21 protein-coding genes are annotated in these 15,971 nt (G+C 66.4%); 14 read left to right on the top strand and 7 right to left on the bottom strand.

The window, feature by feature from the left end:
- Nucleotides 1-330 precede the first annotated feature (330 nt).
- On the bottom strand, nucleotides 331-741 hold the full coding sequence (locus tag ABZX22_RS21005; RefSeq protein WP_354911449.1) for a hypothetical protein: 411 nt from the start codon (nucleotides 739-741) through the stop codon (nucleotides 331-333).
- A gap of 287 nt (nucleotides 742-1,028) precedes the next feature.
- On the opposite strand from ABZX22_RS21005, the gene ABZX22_RS21000 reads away from it, so the two are divergent.
- From ABZX22_RS21000 to ABZX22_RS20985, 4 genes are all read left to right on the top strand, one after another.
- On the top strand, nucleotides 1,029-1,613 hold the full coding sequence (locus ABZX22_RS21000; RefSeq protein ID WP_354911446.1) for a sigma-70 family RNA polymerase sigma factor: 585 nt from the start codon (nucleotides 1,029-1,031) through the stop codon (nucleotides 1,611-1,613).
- Nucleotides 1,610-2,227 (top strand): hypothetical protein, encoded by a 618-nt coding sequence (locus ABZX22_RS20995; protein ID WP_354911443.1) that lies wholly within the window; start codon nucleotides 1,610-1,612, stop codon nucleotides 2,225-2,227. The genes ABZX22_RS21000 and ABZX22_RS20995 overlap by 4 nt, the downstream gene beginning before the upstream one ends.
- 19 nt (nucleotides 2,228-2,246) lie before the next feature.
- Entirely contained in the window at nucleotides 2,247-3,410 is a 1,164-nt protein-coding gene (locus ABZX22_RS20990; RefSeq protein ID WP_354911441.1) for a hypothetical protein, read from the top strand.
- A 731-nt stretch (nucleotides 3,411-4,141) separates the two neighbouring features.
- The gene (locus tag ABZX22_RS20985) at nucleotides 4,142-4,528 is read left to right on the top strand and encodes a hypothetical protein (RefSeq protein ID WP_354911439.1); all 387 of its coding nucleotides are present in this window, start codon (nucleotides 4,142-4,144) and stop codon (nucleotides 4,526-4,528) included.
- Between the two features lie 374 nt (nucleotides 4,529-4,902).
- Here the strand turns inward: ABZX22_RS20985 and ABZX22_RS20980 are convergent, their stop codons facing one another.
- The 3 genes from ABZX22_RS20980 to ABZX22_RS20970 form a co-directional block, all read right to left on the bottom strand.
- Complete coding sequence (locus tag ABZX22_RS20980; RefSeq protein ID WP_354911437.1) at nucleotides 4,903-5,220, bottom strand: hypothetical protein; 318 nt, start codon at nucleotides 5,218-5,220, stop codon at nucleotides 4,903-4,905.
- 119 nt (nucleotides 5,221-5,339) lie between these two features.
- Nucleotides 5,340-5,573 carry a hypothetical protein gene (locus tag ABZX22_RS20975; protein WP_354911434.1) on the bottom strand — a complete coding sequence of 78 codons (234 nt, stop codon included), beginning with the start codon at nucleotides 5,571-5,573 and terminating at the stop codon, nucleotides 5,340-5,342.
- Nucleotides 5,573-5,809 (bottom strand): hypothetical protein, encoded by a 237-nt coding sequence (locus tag ABZX22_RS20970; protein WP_354911432.1) that lies wholly within the window; start codon nucleotides 5,807-5,809, stop codon nucleotides 5,573-5,575. The genes ABZX22_RS20975 and ABZX22_RS20970 overlap by 1 nt, the downstream gene beginning before the upstream one ends.
- A gap of 90 nt (nucleotides 5,810-5,899) precedes the next feature.
- Between ABZX22_RS20970 and ABZX22_RS20965 the strand changes: the two genes are divergently transcribed.
- The gene (locus tag ABZX22_RS20965; RefSeq protein ID WP_354911429.1) at nucleotides 5,900-6,187 is read left to right on the top strand and encodes a winged helix-turn-helix domain-containing protein; all 288 of its coding nucleotides are present in this window, start codon (nucleotides 5,900-5,902) and stop codon (nucleotides 6,185-6,187) included.
- A gap of 118 nt (nucleotides 6,188-6,305) precedes the next feature.
- Here ABZX22_RS20965 and ABZX22_RS20960 read toward each other — a convergent pair whose 3' ends face one another.
- Genes ABZX22_RS20960 through ABZX22_RS20950 form a run of 3 tightly spaced genes read right to left on the bottom strand, consistent with a single transcriptional unit; the run spans nucleotide 6,306 to nucleotide 7,517 of the window.
- The gene (locus ABZX22_RS20960; RefSeq protein ID WP_354911426.1) at nucleotides 6,306-6,629 is read right to left on the bottom strand and encodes a hypothetical protein; all 324 of its coding nucleotides are present in this window, start codon (nucleotides 6,627-6,629) and stop codon (nucleotides 6,306-6,308) included.
- A 10-nt stretch (nucleotides 6,630-6,639) separates the two neighbouring features.
- Complete coding sequence (locus ABZX22_RS20955) at nucleotides 6,640-7,188, bottom strand: hypothetical protein (protein WP_354911423.1); 549 nt, start codon at nucleotides 7,186-7,188, stop codon at nucleotides 6,640-6,642.
- On the bottom strand, nucleotides 7,185-7,517 hold the full coding sequence (locus tag ABZX22_RS20950) for a hypothetical protein (RefSeq protein ID WP_354911421.1): 333 nt from the start codon (nucleotides 7,515-7,517) through the stop codon (nucleotides 7,185-7,187). The genes ABZX22_RS20955 and ABZX22_RS20950 overlap by 4 nt, the downstream gene beginning before the upstream one ends.
- A gap of 135 nt (nucleotides 7,518-7,652) precedes the next feature.
- Here ABZX22_RS20950 and ABZX22_RS20945 point away from each other — a divergent pair, with 135 nt between their 5' ends.
- From ABZX22_RS20945 to ABZX22_RS20905, 9 genes are all read left to right on the top strand, one after another.
- Nucleotides 7,653-7,826 carry a hypothetical protein gene (locus ABZX22_RS20945; RefSeq protein ID WP_354911419.1) on the top strand — a complete coding sequence of 58 codons (174 nt, stop codon included), beginning with the start codon at nucleotides 7,653-7,655 and terminating at the stop codon, nucleotides 7,824-7,826.
- A 79-nt stretch (nucleotides 7,827-7,905) separates the two neighbouring features.
- Complete coding sequence (locus tag ABZX22_RS20940; protein WP_354911416.1) at nucleotides 7,906-8,220, top strand: WhiB family transcriptional regulator; 315 nt, start codon at nucleotides 7,906-7,908, stop codon at nucleotides 8,218-8,220.
- The gene (locus ABZX22_RS20935) at nucleotides 8,220-8,987 is read left to right on the top strand and encodes a hypothetical protein (protein ID WP_354911413.1); all 768 of its coding nucleotides are present in this window, start codon (nucleotides 8,220-8,222) and stop codon (nucleotides 8,985-8,987) included. The genes ABZX22_RS20940 and ABZX22_RS20935 overlap by 1 nt, the downstream gene beginning before the upstream one ends.
- Nucleotides 8,988-9,117: 130 nt before the next feature.
- On the top strand, nucleotides 9,118-11,334 hold the full coding sequence (locus ABZX22_RS20930) for a cell division protein FtsK (RefSeq protein WP_354911412.1): 2,217 nt from the start codon (nucleotides 9,118-9,120) through the stop codon (nucleotides 11,332-11,334).
- 140 nt (nucleotides 11,335-11,474) lie between these two features.
- Nucleotides 11,475-11,690 (top strand): hypothetical protein, encoded by a 216-nt coding sequence (locus ABZX22_RS20925; RefSeq protein ID WP_354911409.1) that lies wholly within the window; start codon nucleotides 11,475-11,477, stop codon nucleotides 11,688-11,690.
- 14 nt (nucleotides 11,691-11,704) lie between these two features.
- Complete coding sequence (locus ABZX22_RS20920; RefSeq protein ID WP_354911407.1) at nucleotides 11,705-12,565, top strand: bifunctional DNA primase/polymerase; 861 nt, start codon at nucleotides 11,705-11,707, stop codon at nucleotides 12,563-12,565.
- A complete protein-coding gene (locus ABZX22_RS20915) occupies nucleotides 12,562-14,145 on the top strand; it encodes a YfjI family protein (RefSeq protein ID WP_354911404.1) in 1,584 nt (527 codons plus the stop codon). Before ABZX22_RS20920 ends, ABZX22_RS20915 begins: the two co-directional genes overlap by 4 nt.
- Nucleotides 14,142-14,369: a helix-turn-helix domain-containing protein gene (locus tag ABZX22_RS20910; protein WP_354911402.1), complete on the top strand. Its 228-nt coding sequence runs from the start codon at nucleotides 14,142-14,144 to the stop codon at nucleotides 14,367-14,369. The genes ABZX22_RS20915 and ABZX22_RS20910 overlap by 4 nt, the downstream gene beginning before the upstream one ends.
- Nucleotides 14,370-14,372: 3 nt before the next feature.
- Nucleotides 14,373-15,749, top strand: a complete 1,377-nt coding sequence (locus ABZX22_RS20905) for a site-specific integrase (protein WP_354911399.1) — start codon at nucleotides 14,373-14,375, stop codon at nucleotides 15,747-15,749.
- Nucleotides 15,750-15,971 lie beyond the last annotated feature (222 nt).

Here is a 15,971-nt window from a genome sequence, read left to right as displayed (position 1 = left end):
CACAGGGCAATGTGGCCAGTCGGCGACGAAGCGTATGTCCAAAAGTGTTCGCCTGAAACAACGTTTCCGCAGGTGAACGCCATGGGTGCGCGTCCAAGAAATATGGACACTGCCGCCCGTGACAATGCATCGCCATGTGCGGATCATTGAGACATCGCCAGCAACCCATAAGGCGGAAGCTGCCCAAATGGTCGAAATGCCTTCATTAGGTAACCCTTTGTGTCGCGCTGACTGTAGTCATGTGAATACTGCGCAAATCAGCCACGGACACACCGGCTCCGGCGCCGCCTTGATGCGGGGGCGTCCCCCGCATCGCCCCAAAGCCGGAGGTCAATCCCAATGCGCCGGACGGAGGCCGGAGCCGTAGGGCGACGCTGGCGTTGCCGGAGGCGTCTGCCGGGGCCTACCCGACCCACCGTCTTGGGCGAGCTTCGCGAAGTGGAGAACGGCAGCTTTGGCCCCCGCGGCGATTTCGTCGCTGAGCTCGGAACTGCGTGGGACGTCGGGATTCATCTTCATCCAGACCACGGCGAACTTGATGATCTGGTCGATGTCGCTGGGGCGCAGCAGGATCGCGTCGGCCGCGTGCAGCGGCTCAGGAGCCCGGTGCTGCCACAGCCTGTAGAAGCGGCCCTCCCGGTCGTTGAACCCCAAGTGTCGCTCGCCGTGCGGGTTGATCAAATTAACGGTCCACGGCATATCTTCGGGACCGGGCATCCACGGTTCTTCTGCCTGGTTCACCAGGGCACCATCCTCGTCCGGCTCGGGGCGGCGAGTCGTCGAGCAAACACCGCCAGATCGAAGTTCCGCTGATCATGATCGCGGGCCCGTCCTGCCGGAGCAAGATGGCGATCACGGCCTGATCGCGGGGGCGCGGTGCTCAGCGATCAAGCTTCCTGAGCTGGCAAAAGTCACGTTTTGAGGGCATCCCGCCTCTACCTGGTGACACTCAGGCCCGGCCGAGAGGAAGGAAACCTAGTGATCCAGCGATTGAGAGCCCCTACACACGAAAATCACGGAGGCGGGTGTTGACCGACAGCCATTCAGCAGCTATCGCGCAACCTGCAACTCCCCCGTTCGGCTTTTCCGATGACGAAACATATCTGATAGTGGAGGGTGTGGATTTCGCGGACTTCTATCGGAAAGAGCGATCAGGGCTCGTAGCTTTCGTTGTGAATCATGGCGCAGACCATCAGGAAGCGAGCGACGCGGTCCAAACGGCCTTTGCGGCGGTGCTCCCACCCCGCTGGGAGACGATCCGTGAACCTCGCGCCTACCTGCGAAAGGCTGCGCTACGCGAGTACTACAGGTCGGCTCCCCGAGCCGTTACGACCGTCGAGCTCACAGAGGAAGACGTAGCCACAGCGTTGACTGGAGGATCGCCGCCGCTCGACATCGTGGAGGCGGCTGAAGGCGTGCAATGGGTTATTTCAGCGCTGACGATATTACCCCTGAAGCAGCGCCAAGTAATGGCCTGGCACATCGACGGTTACTCACATGCCGAAATTGCTAAGCACCTCTGCATTCCTGTGACCGCAGTCCGAAAGAACTTCAGCCGCGCCAAGCAAACCCTCCAAGACTACCACTCCAACCAGCGAAGGGAGGCAGGGTGACAAACCAAGACGCCTACTCAAGCTTTGCTGATGACGAGTTCGAAGCGCTGCTGTGCCGGGCAAGTGAGGCACAGGTCGCCAAGCTGGACGCTGAGTGGGATTTCGATGCAGGACTAGCCGATGTCTACGCCCGCGCTGCGCGAACCGAGCCCACTACCAGTGTCTCATCGAGCCCGTCATACCTGGCCGAGCCTGAACAACACCATGACGCAGAATCCGACGCGGTGGCGGATGTTTGCTCCCACATCGAGATGCTGGATGTCCTGCTCGCGACGGTAGGTAAGAGGGGCGATGGCCCCGTGCTCTACGGCAGCCATGTGCTGTCGGTGCGTCAATATCTCATGCAGTTACGCATCGGCCTGAGCCGGCGCCAGCTCACCAGGTCGGAGGCTTTCGGCCTGCTCGAGCTAGTCACGCACGCCCTCCGAGAGGCTGACCGCGGGATACATCGACAGGGTGGTCTGTCCTTGGAACAGGCTCTGCGCGATCGCATCGGCGAGCTCAGAGAGATCAACACCGATCTCCACCAGCAAATAGACACCCTCCGTGACAAGGTCATGCAGCTGTTCAACGACGCAAACGACGCTGCATCTCTCGCACCTACCCCACACTGACCACGTAAAGGATCCCCTCATGGGCAAGGCCGAACGCAATCGCAGACGACGCCAGCAGCAAGGTGTCCGCTCTCAAGCATGGACGGACATTCCGCTGGGCGCTGTGCGTGGCGGCACTCCAGCCGCAAGGGCCATGGCTGCCGACGTTCTGGACGACGTTCAGATGCCGTGTCGGGTCACGTTCTTCGACGACCCTATGTTCGGGGGCCCCAAAGCCACCGTCACCAGCATCCAGCCGGACGGGAGTGTGAGTACCGACGGCAAGATCATCAACCCTCCTCCCGTGGTGCTCTTCGAGCCCACCCTGACGATGATGATCCAAGACAGGCGAACCGGGACCATCCATGAGGCCCGAACCGAGGGAATCATCAGCAACGGCTTTCATCGCATCCCCCGCGGCATCCTGGCCAATATGCCCGTCGAAGGTTGGGGCCTCTATCGGACCGCCACAGGACTAATGTTGCGCGACCCTTTGGGAGGTGTGTGGGCCAGGGGAGAAGTCGAGTTGGAGCCCGCCTGGCTCTCAGAGGCAACTAGCCAGGGCTGGGTCACCGTCTTCTTTGGCCCCCGCCTCGGGGTCAGGGTTCCCCCAGGCAGGAGTGCATCCAGCTATTCCGTGTCGGATCGAATTTCCGAGTTTCGGGAAGGCCGGAGTCTAGGCCTGTGCGCCGCGGCCAACGTCAGATGGCACCCCGCCTCACCCGCAGAGACCATGGACTGGGCCTTGCTGCCTGCGGGGATCTTCGGTCAGCCGTTGCCTCTGGCCTACGTACCGCAGTTCAACTTCACTCGCCTAGGTGGACCCGAGGCGTTCGGCTTCGTGCCGGCTCCAGATCACATCGCCGACGTCCCGATCGCCATTGGCCTGGCGGCTGACGTCACCCGCACCGATGTCGACCTGTTTCAGCCGCACCTTGACGAAGGTCTCGACTTCGTCGCGGGCTACCGAGCCATCGGTGGTCAGATGTACGACGCCTGGCACGCCGCCGCACACACCAGCGGCCAGATACTGGTCATCACCGGCCATCAAGACTTCCCCGCCGGGCCCGAACATCGCTACGACAACCTGAGAGACCTTATGGAACGGCTCTTCCAGGTCGTGAAGGACTCCTATGCCGCGATCGTCCCTCTAAGCAAGACACCGCGGTATGCAAGCCCGAGCGAGCAAAACGCGCACGCCTGATTTCCGCACCTGTGGTCGATGCCGATCAATGGCTAAGCAGGGCGGACGGCTATGCCTGGTCGGCCCCTCGTGATCCTCTTCGTCGCGCTTGACGAACGTCCCGCGTCCACGAGTCCAGCCTCGCGCAGCAGGCCGATCCTCTTCCTGACGCTGTCGCAGCCCAGCTGAAGGCGTAGCCGAGATCTGCCTTGGGCCGGCCCGTCAGGTCGCCACCTTCGGTTGCTCGCCATCGCCCCCGAACCAGGCGCACGCGGGATGGTTTCTTCCTTAAGGCGAACGGCCTTCCCGACCGCAGGTTCTCCCTGTCATGGATCTCCAGGCCGAGACACTACGGACGGCTCTAGGTCAGGCTGATCCCGTCTATGTCCCGACCGGCAAGAAGAGACAGCATCTCACGTCACCACCTGCAGTCGAGCACCAATCAAGCGGTGTTCTCAGCAGCCAGGAGGGCCGAGAAAGGCCGCCCAGAACTTTCGGCGACGCTGGGTACGCTCTGCCTCTGCACGACCCGATCGAAAATCCCTTCGATCGGTGGCGGGCTCCCTGGGATCGCCCCCCAGGGAGCCTGGCAACAGCAGAACCGCCCCAACTGGAGGTCAGGTCCATGAGCAGAGTAGAAGACCCGGAGCGGTCACGAGTACACCCACCAGGTGTACTCGACCCTTTCGCCGGGTCGGGCCCCCTCGCTGGCGGGGCCGCTGTTCGGGCCCGCGGCCGCTAGGGGGGTCGACATGGCAGCCGCACAGGAAGGCTCACCCGCCGGGGGCGAGCCGCCCGCGCCACGGGTAGTGCCAGGGAAGGCGCTCGCGGCGAAGCTCGGTACCGGTGGGCTGGTCGCCGCGTTGGTTTTCAGCGGTTCACTGCCGTGGGCGCTGGGAATCGCGGGCGCGCTCCTGCTCTCGAGCATGGCCATCGTGGCTATGGCGCTTGCGCGGAAAGACGACGCGATGTTCGAGCGGTTGTTGTGCCTGCTCGCTTTGGTGTGTGGCCGGGCAGTGACGCGCTACCTGTCCGCCCTACGCGACGCCTCCCGCCCAGACCGGCGTCCCGAGTTGCAGGCGGTGCCCAAGGTGCCGCGCGAGCAGCTGCCCGCCGAGCGGTGCGACGAGGCGGCATGACGTGCGCTGGTGCATGCTGCAGGCCATGTCGCCTGCAGCACGGCTCACGCATGGGCGAGAGCGCCGCTCTACCAGTCCATAGCTTGCCGACTCCCCGCCTGCCGCCGCTGCCCTATGAGCCACACGCCGGAAACCACCTGGAAGCACCTGGCGCTCGCGCGGAAACGGATCGTCACACCTCACGTGACGGTAGGGCCTCCGACCTACGACAGGCCCCCTTTCCGGTGTACTTGGCCTCTCCCCTGCTGGCTCAGAATCCAAATCTGCCGCACGTAACCGTCGCTGAATCCGCAGAATGTCCATTGAGGGCCGTTGGGGCAGGCCAACGGCGGTGCGCTTCTACGCCCAGATGCTGTCCGCAGAATTCAGCGGAACTACGCAGATTCGGGGGGCTGCTGCCCGCGACGGGCCGCACGGACGAGCTGCCCAGCTCGGGCCTTGGACAACCCGATCTGGGCGGCGAGTTCCGACACCGAGAGCGCCTCTGACGTCTGGATGCGCAACGCTGCCTCGGCTCTCACCAGGGCTGCGTCATCGGCCATCTCGCGTACCTGCTCGGCGAGGCGAGTGGCGATGAGGAAGGCCGCGTGCAGGTCGGGTTCGGCCCGCATCTGCCGTACCGCGTCCTGGTAGGCGCGTCTGAGGGCGAACAGAGCAGCGTCCAGGCCGGCGACGTCGGAAGGTTCCATCACGAGTTGCTCCCTGATCGATTACGGCTGGACAACTGCGGTGGTGGGCGCGGCGGCGAGTCGCGACACGGGCCGTCCTTTGGGATGGGTGGGGCAGGACGGGGCGCTCGCCGCCGCGCCGCTCAGGGGCGTCTCTCGCGAGCGATGAGGCGGGCGCACTCTTTGCAGACGGAATCGCCTATGCGCCAGGTGAACAGTTGGCCGAAGCGATTGCCCACCCTGGCTGTGCGTCCGCACACGGCGGTCACGGTCTGCGAGACGGCGGTGTCGGCCTGGCGCTCGACGAGGCACCACGGTCCGAGCCCGCTGATGACCAGTGCGAAGCGCTCCATGAAGGCGTCAGGTGTGGTCCACATCAGGTCACTTCGCCGTTCGCGCTGGCGAGGAGGACGACCAGCCCGAGAGGGCTGTGGTGGTGAATCGTCCGCGTGCAGGAGCAGCCGGGCTCCCAACATGCCCCGGTAGCACACCAGATGCCCCCGGATCGTTCGATGAGCCAGTCTGGATACGCCTTCTGGATCGACTGAGCGAATTCCTCGGCCTGCCCCTGATTCAGGTCGAGAGTGATGCGCGAGAAACCTGGCACTCTCATGACCACAGGATAACGCGGTATAGAGCGGTATGCAGCGGCATGCCGCTACCTAAGTGTTTGTGCAGCTCAGGGCCGTTCTAGGTTGCTGTTATGGCAGAAGCGCAGGGCATCCCGCCGTTCGACCCTGAGGGCGCGGTCTACGTCTACGCGGCGATGGCTGATCACATCGCCGCTCGCATCGAGACGGGCGAGCTACGCGCGAATGCCCGGCTCGCCGGAGAGCGCGCCTTGGCCGAGGAGTACGGGGTGGCGCTGGGTACTGCGCGCCGTGCGATCGAGGAGCTGCGTCAACGTGGCCTGGTCGTGACCCTGCCGGCCAAGGGAACCTTCGTGGCAACGCCTCGTCCTGCGAGTGACGGCGAGGCGGACGCGCTCTGATTCTGCGGAGTTCTGCGTGATTCCGCTGAGTGTGAGCGACTTCTGATCGAATGCACTAAGCCCTCAGAAGATCGCTCTTCTGAGGGCTTAGTGCGGATTGTGCGACGACGTTTTCGTGTCACATCTCGTCGTTACGGATCTCTGCGGCCAGCGTGATAGTCACACCCGCCTCCTGATCTGCTGCAGAGGCATGGAGGCGAACGCCGTAGTCCTGCTTGATGCCGTTGGGCCATGCCCGAGCCCCAAGGGCTGACCGCCATGCCTCGAAATCGTCCTGTCGTTGGATCGGATCGACCGCATCGCAGTGCCCGGCGAGGATCGGTTCGGACTGGGCGCTCGCCACGGTCCAGGCGATGACCGGCAAATCCTCGCGAGCGGCTCGCTCCAGGAGCACGCCCAATACCTCGTACGCCCGACGCTGATACTCGGACTGTTCAACCATGCGTGCCCCCTTAAGCGATCTGCCCATCGGCGATGGTGATGGGCTCCTCGCCGTGCTTGTGGTCGTACATGCCGGCCAGGGCGGGGCGGAAGGCTGCGAGATGCCGCCGCCACGTGTCGCAGAGCGCGTCGCGAGCCGAGGAGTCGGTCTGAAGCAGGAATTGCAGGTGGCGCATTCCATGCAGCAGAACGTCTATGTACCGCGGAATGGGTGCCTCGGTCGCTTCGACCTCGATGGGTTTTCCGACGACGTCGGTCAGGGCAGGGCTGATCGGCTTCGCGTCGGGCCACTGGTCGCGGACGTACTCCAAGCAGTCGATGACCGCGACGTAGGTCAGGACGACGGCCTGGCCGTCAGCGCGCCATGACGTCGAGTGCAGAAGCTTCACGCCCGAAGCGGCCTTGTTCGCCTCCAAGAGGTCAGTGACGGCCGTGTGCGGGTCGCTCTCCTGAAGGATGGCCGATGAGCGCCATGCGTCGCTCCCGCTGATCAGCCAAATTCCGGTGGGGTCCGCCGAGACCGGCCAGACCTCTACCCGAACTTCGGTGCGCTCGCTCACTGAGTCTCCTTCGATGCGGTTCCACGTTGATCAGTGACGCCCTTGGCCGTCTTGATCAACTGGGCTGCTCGTGCCTTCGACACTCCGATGTGGCCGGCCAGATCGGCCAGCGACATCCGCTCCTGCTCGAAGATGCGGGCGGCGGTGAGCGCGCGGTGATCTCCAGAGGCTTCGATGAGCCGTCTGAGCGTCTCCACGAGTTCGGTAGCTCCGCCGTACGCACGGTTGGGATCGGGCTCTGCATCGATCGCAACCACTGCCGCTTCGAAAGCGCGCCCGAGGTCAGCAAGCGCGGTTTTGACCGCCTCGCTCACGCCTTCTTCTGTCATGCCAACCAGCGTAGACGCTCCGTCAAGGGGGGCCTAGACAACACGCGTGTAGTACCCCCTTGACGATCGTGCAGGGGGGCCTATACGGTCGTTCGTGTAGCGCCCCCTACACGGGCGGTCGACCTGGAGGAAACGATGATGATCCCGACGCAGCAGTCCCGCCGCATCCTGCCGACCTTGCTCGCTATCGGCGCTCTGTTCTTCATCGTCCGCGAGCCCGCCAAGGCAGCCCAGTTCGCCACGAGCGCGCTGGACGCCCTGATGAAGATCGCCGAGGCCGTTGCGACCTTCGCCTCTCACCTCGGCTGATACCCGCACGCAAGAGGGGCGGCCCCATCCGCCAAGACGCAGGCCGCCCCTCACTCCCGGTAAAAGGAGCAAGACCATCATGACCCGCAAGTCCACCCGCGTAAATCGCTCCCTCCATCCGTCGCGCACGGCGATCGGAACGCCGTGGCGGACGCGAGGGGAGACCCTGCTCCCTGAGTGCGTCTATGACCCCGAGCTGCACACCGGGCCGATTGACACGATCGAGAGCGCCGATCAGCGCGCCGCCCGCGAGGACGTTGCCCGCGACGTCTGCGCCACCTGCCCCGCGCGGCGGCTCTGTGAGCTTTACGCGCTCCGGGTCCGCCCGACCTCTGGCATCTGGGCTGGCCGTACCGCCGCCGAACTCGCCGAGTATCAGGCGGAGGCGGCGTGATGAAGAGAAACACGATGCTGGTGCTGCTCGCACTGCCCGCCGGTGTGGCCACATGGTCTGGGTGGGTCGGACTGGGGGAGAAGACCGGCTTCGGCATGGTCACCCCACTGCCCGGCATCGCGGACGGCTTCCAGATCAACACGGCCATCACGCTGCCGATCGGCGTGGAGACCTATGCCGCGTACGCCTTGGGCGCGTGGCTGAAGACCGGCAGCCGGGTGAGCGAGATCACGCGCACGTTCGCCAAATGGTCGGCCGTAGGGTCGCTGGCGCTGGGGATGCTCGGCCAGATCGCCTTTCACCTACTGGAGATCTCCGCTCGGGCCAAGGCGCCGGACTGGATCACAGCGGCGGTTTCCGTCCTACCAGTGCTGGTCTTGGGCATGGGCGCCGCCCTCGGTCACCTGCTGACCTGTGATGCGGCTAAAGCCCCCGAACTGCCCGCCGAGCGGGCCAGCGACCTGCACGCCGTGGCCACAACCAACCCACGCCGCAAGCCGCCGGCACGTGCGGCAAGGCCCCCCAAACGGACGGCGGTCAAGCGGACCGTCGCCGGTATCGATGACCTCATGCCGATTGGTCGCAGCATCGCCGCCGACCTGGAAGACCGAGGTCTCTCGCTGACCCGTGACCGGCTGCTGAAGGCCGTTCGCGACACCGGCCGGTCGATGTCCTCGGACCGCGCCTCGGCGTTGCTGGCCCGTCTCAAGAGCGAGGCCAATCCCAGCCCCGCGGAAGCCGTACCGAAGCAACGGCAGGCCGCCTGACAGCTGCCGACCGTCCGCCGGACGGCGCACCGACAGACCGTGATCACAAGCAGGGGCGCGGACTCATCCGCCAAGACCAGACCGCGCCCCGCCACCCCCGCAACCGCGAAGACCACGAGGTGACCTCATCATGACGCACAGCCCTTCCGACCCCAACGACAGCTCGGACGGCAAAGACGCGGACATCGTCCACCTCGACGCCGCCCGTGCCGGACGCCACCCGTACGAACCGACCGCCGACCGTCCCGAAGAGGCGGACCGGACCGCCGCCACTCCTGCGGACGGACCGGTTCTTGAAGGAGAGATCGTCCGCGTGGACCAGCCCGGACCGGACCGGACCGACTGGCGGACGGACCTGGAAGCCAAGGCTCGCGCCCGACAGCCGATCGTCCCGCTGTGGCTGCGGTCGGCGGACGAAGCGATCGAGACGCTGAAGTGGGTGGGACTCCACTACCTGCACGTCGGCGGCTACCAGCTTGCCCGCGCGCCGCTGTACGGCGGACGGCTGGCCGTCCGCTGTCCCCGAGGCCTCGCCCGCCTGGTGGGCGGCATGGTCCGGTGGACGTTCGACCTGGAGGGCGAGCCGGTACGGCTGGCCGCCGTGCAGAAGACGGACCCGGAGAACTACCTCAAGCTGAGCAGGCAGCGTGACTCTCGCGTCCGCCTGCGTGTCTGGATCGCTGGCGCCGCCCTCGTGACCCTGCTGATCGCGGCGATCGTCATGGCCGACCAGCCGACCCACGTTCAGTGGACGGCTCTGGCCGTGGCCCTGGCCGCTCTCGGGGTCATCGGCAAGCCCGCTGATCGCCCGCTCATCAACCGCGCCGTGGTGCCTGCCAACGTGGAGCGGCTGACCAGTGACATCGTCGTCCGTGCGCTGACCGCTCTCAGCATCGCCGGCATCAACCAAGCCATCGCCAAGAACCCGAAGGACGCCATCCGGTTCGTCGCCCCGATCACCCGCGACGGCCCAGGGTGGCGTGCGGACATCGATCTGCCCTACGGCGTGACCGTGGCCGATGTGATGGACAAGCGCGACCGCCTGGCCTCGGCGCTGCGTCGCCCGCTCGGGTGCATCTGGCCCGAAGGCGACAGCTCCATCCACGAGGGACGGCTGATCCTGTGGGTGGGGGACAAGGACCTGTCCAAGACCTCCGTGCGCTCCCCGCTGACCAAGGCGAGCAGCCACGATGTGTTCAGGGGCGTCCCCTTCGGCAGTGACCCGCGTGGACGTCCCATCGTTGTGCCGGTCATCCAGCACAACATCCTGATCGGGTCGCTGCCCGGCCAGGGCAAGACCGCCGCGGTGCGTGTGCTGGCCTCGGGGGCGTTGCTCGACCCGACCGTGGAGGGCTGGATACACGAACTCAAGGGCACCGGCGACCTGGACCCTCACGAGCAGAACTGCCACCGCTACGTCTCGGGGATCGAGGATGAGGCCATCGCCTACGCCGCCGACTCCCTGACCCTGCTGCGCAAGGAAGTCATGCGCCGCTCGGGCGCCCTCAAGGCGCTGCCGCCCGATCTGTGCCCGGACAAGCGCGTCACCCGCCAGATCGCCGACAAACGGTCTCTTGGGCTTCACCCGCTGGTCTGCGTCATCGACGAGTGCCAGAACTTGTTCGCGCACCCTGAGTACGGCGGCAAGGCCGGCGACGACGCCGAGTTCATCATCAAGCTCGGACGCGCTCTCGGCGTGGTGCTGATCCTGGCCACCCAGCGCCCGGACAAGGACAGCTTGCCCACCGGCATCTCGGCGAACGTGTCGATCCGGTTCTGTCTGCGGGTGGCCGGACAGATCGAGAACGACATGATCCTCGGGACGTCGGCCTACAAGAACGGCGTCCGCGCCACGGTGTTCGTCCCCGAGACCGACGCCGGTATCGGGTATCTCGTGGGCGCGACTCCGATGCCGAAGGTGGTCCGGTCGGCCTACCTCGACACCCCGGCCACTCAGCGCATCGCCGATCGGGCTCACGCCCTGCGCGTCAACCTCGGGACGCTGTCCGGGCACGGCCTGGGGGAGCGGCCCGAGCAGCTCACCCCGTCCTATGACCTGCTGGCCGACATCCTCGCCGTGGTCCCACCCTCCGAGGCCAAGGTCTGGAACGAGATCGTCGTGGACCGGCTGGCCGATCTCCGCAGCGACGTCTACGGGCCGTGGGCGGCGCTGGAGGGCGGCGCGAGGACGGCTCAGCTCACGACGGCGCTCAAGCCGTACGGCATCAAGACCATGCAGGTGTGGGGCACGCCAGAGGGCGGCGGCAAGGGCGCGAACCGCATCGGCATCGCCCGCGACGACATCGCCAACGCCATCACGCAACGTGACCGTGGAGCGGCTTCGTAGAGCCCGGGATTGCCTCTAGACCTAGAGGCCGGCCCCTCTAGGTCTAGAGGCTCCCCTAGAGCCGAAAACGCCTCTCCATCAGCGATCTAGCGTCTAGACCCTGACCTGCGCAAACCCTGGAATCGGCCTTGGAGGCCCTCATGGCGTCCGCCATCGTCCTGCTAGTGCTGTGCTTGCCGCTCGTCACTCTCGGTTATCTCGGTTTCTGTCTGGCGTCCCCGTGGGGCGTCTGCCGCTGCGCTCCTGGCGGCAAGAACCGCACCTGCCGTGCCTGCCATGGCACCGGGATGCGGCCGCGCCTCGGCTGGCAGCTCTACGTCTACTTCCGCCGCCTGCACCGCGACGGCAACCACTGAACTTGGAGATCCACATGCACGACCTCACCCGGTACGCCCTGGCCGCCGCCGCTCGCGGATGGCACGTCTTCCCGCTCACGCCCGGCCAGAAGCGCCCCTTGCGGGGCTTCACCGACTGGGAAGGGCAGGCCACCACCAGCGCCGCACGCATCCGCCAGATGTGGGCACGCGCGCCCTACAACATCGGCATCGCTTGCGGCCCGTCCCGCCTCCTAGTGATCGACCTGGACGTCCCCCAGGACGGGGATGATCCGCCGCCGCCCGAATGGGCGCTGCCCGGCGTTCATGACGGCTCTGACGTTCTCGCCGTGCTCTGCGAGAAGGCAGCAGAGCCTCTGCCTCTGGAGACCTTCACGGTCCGCACGGGGCGCGGCGGCACGCATCTCTACTTCTCCACGCCGCCCGACGTGGAGCTTGGCAACTCTGCCGGCAAGCTCGGCTGGAAGATCGACACCCGGGCGCGCGGCGGCTACATCGTCGGCCCTGGAAGCCGCGTGGCCCCTGGAAGGTATGAGGCCATCCACACGGCTGCCCCCGCGCCGCTCCCGTCGTGGCTGGCCGAACGCCTCGCCGCCGACCCCGTGCAGCCCGCACTGCGGCCTGTGGTGGGTCACGCTCTCGGCTACGCGCTGACCGCGATACGTGCCGAGGTGGAACGCGTCCTGGCCGCCGCTCCTGGCACACGCAACAACACGCTCAACGCCGCCGCCTTCGCCCTCGGCCAGCTCGCCGCCGCAGACCTGCTGCCGCGCCACCTGGCTGAAGCCTGTCTTCAAAGCGCCGCCGAGGCCATCGGGCTCCCCGCCCGGGAATCCTTCTCCACGATCCGTTCGGGCCTCGACTCCGGGTACCGCCAGCCGCGGAGGGTGGCTTGACCACCATCACCGACCCGCGCGCCGCCGCCGACGCCCTGCTGAACAACCTCGGCGCGGCCGAGCAGCTCGCAGAGCTGCACCAGGCCGCGCAACCCTGGGACAAGCCCGCGCCCTTCGGCCAGCGCCGCGAGCTGCCGCCGTTCCCCGTGCATGCGCTTCCTGCATGGGTGGCCGATCACATGTCCGCGGTGGCGGAGGAGACACAGACGCCGCTCGACCTGGCGGGCTGTGTCGGCCTGGCCGCCCTGTCCACCGCCGCCGGGGGCCGAGCGGTGGTCAACGTCCGAGGCTCGTGGACGGAACCGGTCAACCTCTTCGTGTTGGTCGCGATGCCGCCAGGCTCGCGCAAGTCCGCCGTCTTTCGCGCCATGACCGCGCCGCTGCACAGCGCGGAGAAGGCGTTGCTGGACCGTATCGGCCCGCAGATCACCGAGGCCGAAGTTGCGCGCCGCCTGGCCGTCGACGTGGCCGAGAAGGCCGCCCGTACGGCAAGCAGCGCGCGAGGCGAAGCCGCACCCGAAGCCATCGCCGAAGCGCAGAGCGCCGCCTTGTCTGTGGAGGGCATCAAGGTCCCTGTCCTGCCCCGGCTCGTCGCCGACGACATCACCCCGGAGACGGCCGCAAGCCTGCTCACCGAGCAGGGCGGACGGCTGGCCGTGCTCAGCGCGGAGGGCGGCATCTTCGCCACGCTCGCCGGACGCTACTCGGGCACACCGAACCTGGACCTGTTCCTCAAGGGCCACGCCGGAGACGCCCTGATCGTTGATCGGCGAGGCCGCACGGAACGGGTGGACAGCGCCGCCTTGACCATGGGCTTGGCCGTACAACCGGAGATCATCGCCGACATCGCCGGCATGCCGGGATTCCGCGGCAAAGGCCTGCTCGGACGCATCCTCTACAGCCTGCCCAAGAGCAACGTCGGATATCGGCGAATCGACCCGCCGCCCGTGCCCGAACCCGTCGCCGCCCGCTACGACGCCAACCTTCAGCAGCTCACCATCGGCATGCACGACTGGGACGATCCCGCCCGCCTGGTCTTGTCCGCCGAGGCCAGCGAGACCTTCACCGAGCACCGCCGCACGACCGAAACCCGCCTACGCCCCGACTCGGGTGACCTCGGACACATCACCGACTGGGCAGGCAAGTTCGACGGCGCGGTGATGCGTCTGGCCGGCCTGATCCATCTGGCCGAACACGTCGACGACGGGTGGCGACGCCCGATCAGCGCCGACACCGTCAACGCCGCCATCGTCCTAGGCGAGTACTTCACCGCTCACGCGCTGGCCACCTTCGACGCCATGGGCGCCGACTCCGACGTGGAGGGTGCCCGCAACGTTCACGCCTGGCTTGAGCGCACTCGCACGGCCCGCTTCACCGTCCGCGAAGCCTTTACAGCGCTCTCCCGCAGCCGCTTCCGCAAGGTGGCCGAGCTGGAGGCACCACTGGACCTGCTCGAACAACTCGGGTGGATCAGACGCGAGCCCGAACCGCCCCGCAGCGGACCAGGCCGCCGCCCCTCCCCCGCCTACGCCGTCCACCCCTGCCTGTCCGGTCACGCCTTCGAAGGGACGACGAAGTGAAGCCAACCGCCATCAACATCCGCCACGCCAGCAGCCGCACCGGCACCTGGATGAGCGTCCCCGAACTCCTCGAAGAGCTGGACATTAAACGGCGCACCTGGCAGCGCTGGCGAGCACTCGGCAGGGCCCCTCAGTGCCACCGCCTGCCCAACGGCGAGCTCCGCATCAAGCGCCGCGACTTCGAGATGTGGATCGACTCCCTGGCCGAGAGAAGGGCGAGCTGAACCATGAAGAGCTACCGCATCCGCATTTGGAAGGTCTCCACCAAGAAGGCTGGCAACCGCCCCCACATGGCCCGATGGGTCGTGGAAGAGAAGGTGTTCACTGAACACTTCGCCACGTGGGAACTCGCCGACAGCTTCCGCGCGAAGGTGAAGAAGGCGGCCCAGAACGGCGAGGCCTTCGACACTGAGACCGGCCTCCCTGACTCCATGCTCCGCGCTCAGAACACGACTAGCTGGTACGCCCATGCCGTCGACTATGTCGACGCTCGCTGGGCCAAGGTCTCGGGGAGACAGCGCATCTCCATCGCTGAAACCCTGGTGGCCGTCACCCCTGTCTTGGTACGCGATCAGCGGGGCGCGCCAGACGCCGACGTGTTGCGGGCCGCCTTGTACAAGTGGGCGTTCAACAAGCAGCAGCGCGCCGCCGACAAGTCCGACGAGATCGCCCAGGCCCTCGACTGGATCTCCAAGGCATCGATCCCTGTCAGCGACCTCGCGGAGTACGACCGAATCACCGCCGCCCTCGAAGCATGTGCAAGCAAGCGCGACGGCACCGCCGCGGCACCTGGGTACTACAGCCGCCGTCGACGCGTGCTGTTCAACGTGCTTCGCTACGCCGTCTCCAAAAAGCGTCTCGCCAAGAACCCACTCAGCGAGGACCTCGACTGGAAGGCGCCCGAGGCCGAGGTCTGCGAAGAGATCGACCCTGCCGCGGTGGCATCACCAGAACAGGTGCGCGAGCTACTCACCGCTGTCAGCTATGCCGGATGGCGGCGAGGAGACCGGCTCGTGGCGTTCTTCGCCTGCATGTACTACGCCATGATGCGCCCCAGCGAGGTCGCAGCCTTGCGTCAGCACGACTGCACGCTGCCCGAGAAGGGTTGGGGACGGCTCATGCTCAGCGGCTCCGCACCAGCGGTCGGCACTCAGTGGACGGATAGCGGCCAGGTCCACGAACACCGAGGGCTCAAAGGCCGGCCCCGCAAGGCCAAGCGCTCAGTCCCCATCCCGCCGCAGCTCGTGGCCATTCTGCGCAACCATATCCAGCGGTACGGCGTAGCCCCTGACGGTCGGCTTTTCCGTACGGAGCGCGGCGGCGTGCTCCACAAGTCCGGCTACATCCGCACCTGGAAGACCGCTCGCGCCTTGGCGCTCACACCCGCACAGTCCGCTACCCAGCTCGCCAAGCGCCCCTACGACCTCCGCCACGCAGGCGTCTCCCTACGCCTCAACGCCGGAGTCCCCGCGAGCCAGGTTGCCCAGTGGGCAGGCCACAGTGTCGAAGTCCTGCTGAAGATCTACGCCAAGTGCATCGACGGACAGGACCAGGTCTGGCACACGATGCTCGACGCCGCACTTGAGGACAACGCTTCGCCGTAGCCGCGCCGAGAAGTACGACGAACGATCGACCAGTCGTTCCCCTCCGATCAGGACCGTATTGGCGAAATTGATCACAGAGGGCGGCCCCATGATTACGAATGCGATCATGGGGCCGCATGCATGACGATGGTGCCCCGTACAGGGTTCGAACCTGCGTCCGGCTTCGAGATGAGCGTCACCTGCACCTTCTTATCCGTAGACAAGGGCAGGCCCTCGTCGACG

Origin of the sequence: Nonomuraea sp. NPDC003804 (assembly GCF_040610675.1) — a bacterium.
Taxonomy (GTDB): domain Bacteria; phylum Actinomycetota; class Actinomycetes; order Streptosporangiales; family Streptosporangiaceae; genus Nonomuraea.
Note: the sequence above shows the minus strand (reverse complement) of the source record. Positions and strands in the feature narration are given on the sequence as shown.

What these genes read in the sequence shown, in the direction of transcription:
- ABZX22_RS20970 (WP_354911432.1), bottom strand. Translation starts at nt 5,809, where the DNA reads ATGAGAGTGCCAGGTTTCTCGCGCATCACTCTCGACCTGAATCAGGGG.
- ABZX22_RS20990 (WP_354911441.1), top strand. Translation starts at nt 2,247, where the DNA reads ATGGGCAAGGCCGAACGCAATCGCAGACGACGCCAGCAGCAAGGTGTC.
- ABZX22_RS20930 (WP_354911412.1), top strand. Translation starts at nt 9,118, where the DNA reads ATGACGCACAGCCCTTCCGACCCCAACGACAGCTCGGACGGCAAAGAC.
- ABZX22_RS20920 (WP_354911407.1), top strand. Translation starts at nt 11,705, where the DNA reads ATGCACGACCTCACCCGGTACGCCCTGGCCGCCGCCGCTCGCGGATGG.
- ABZX22_RS20925 (WP_354911409.1), top strand. Translation starts at nt 11,475, where the DNA reads ATGGCGTCCGCCATCGTCCTGCTAGTGCTGTGCTTGCCGCTCGTCACT.
- ABZX22_RS20975 (WP_354911434.1), bottom strand. Translation starts at nt 5,573, where the DNA reads ATGTGGACCACACCTGACGCCTTCATGGAGCGCTTCGCACTGGTCATC.
- ABZX22_RS20950 (WP_354911421.1), bottom strand. Translation starts at nt 7,517, where the DNA reads ATGACAGAAGAAGGCGTGAGCGAGGCGGTCAAAACCGCGCTTGCTGAC.
- ABZX22_RS20960 (WP_354911426.1), bottom strand. Translation starts at nt 6,629, where the DNA reads ATGGTTGAACAGTCCGAGTATCAGCGTCGGGCGTACGAGGTATTGGGC.
- ABZX22_RS20905 (WP_354911399.1), top strand. Translation starts at nt 14,373, where the DNA reads ATGAAGAGCTACCGCATCCGCATTTGGAAGGTCTCCACCAAGAAGGCT.
- ABZX22_RS20935 (WP_354911413.1), top strand. Translation starts at nt 8,220, where the DNA reads ATGAAGAGAAACACGATGCTGGTGCTGCTCGCACTGCCCGCCGGTGTG.
- ABZX22_RS20940 (WP_354911416.1), top strand. Translation starts at nt 7,906, where the DNA reads ATGACCCGCAAGTCCACCCGCGTAAATCGCTCCCTCCATCCGTCGCGC.
- ABZX22_RS20945 (WP_354911419.1), top strand. Translation starts at nt 7,653, where the DNA reads ATGATGATCCCGACGCAGCAGTCCCGCCGCATCCTGCCGACCTTGCTC.
- ABZX22_RS20965 (WP_354911429.1), top strand. Translation starts at nt 5,900, where the DNA reads ATGGCAGAAGCGCAGGGCATCCCGCCGTTCGACCCTGAGGGCGCGGTC.
- ABZX22_RS20985 (WP_354911439.1), top strand. Translation starts at nt 4,142, where the DNA reads ATGGCAGCCGCACAGGAAGGCTCACCCGCCGGGGGCGAGCCGCCCGCG.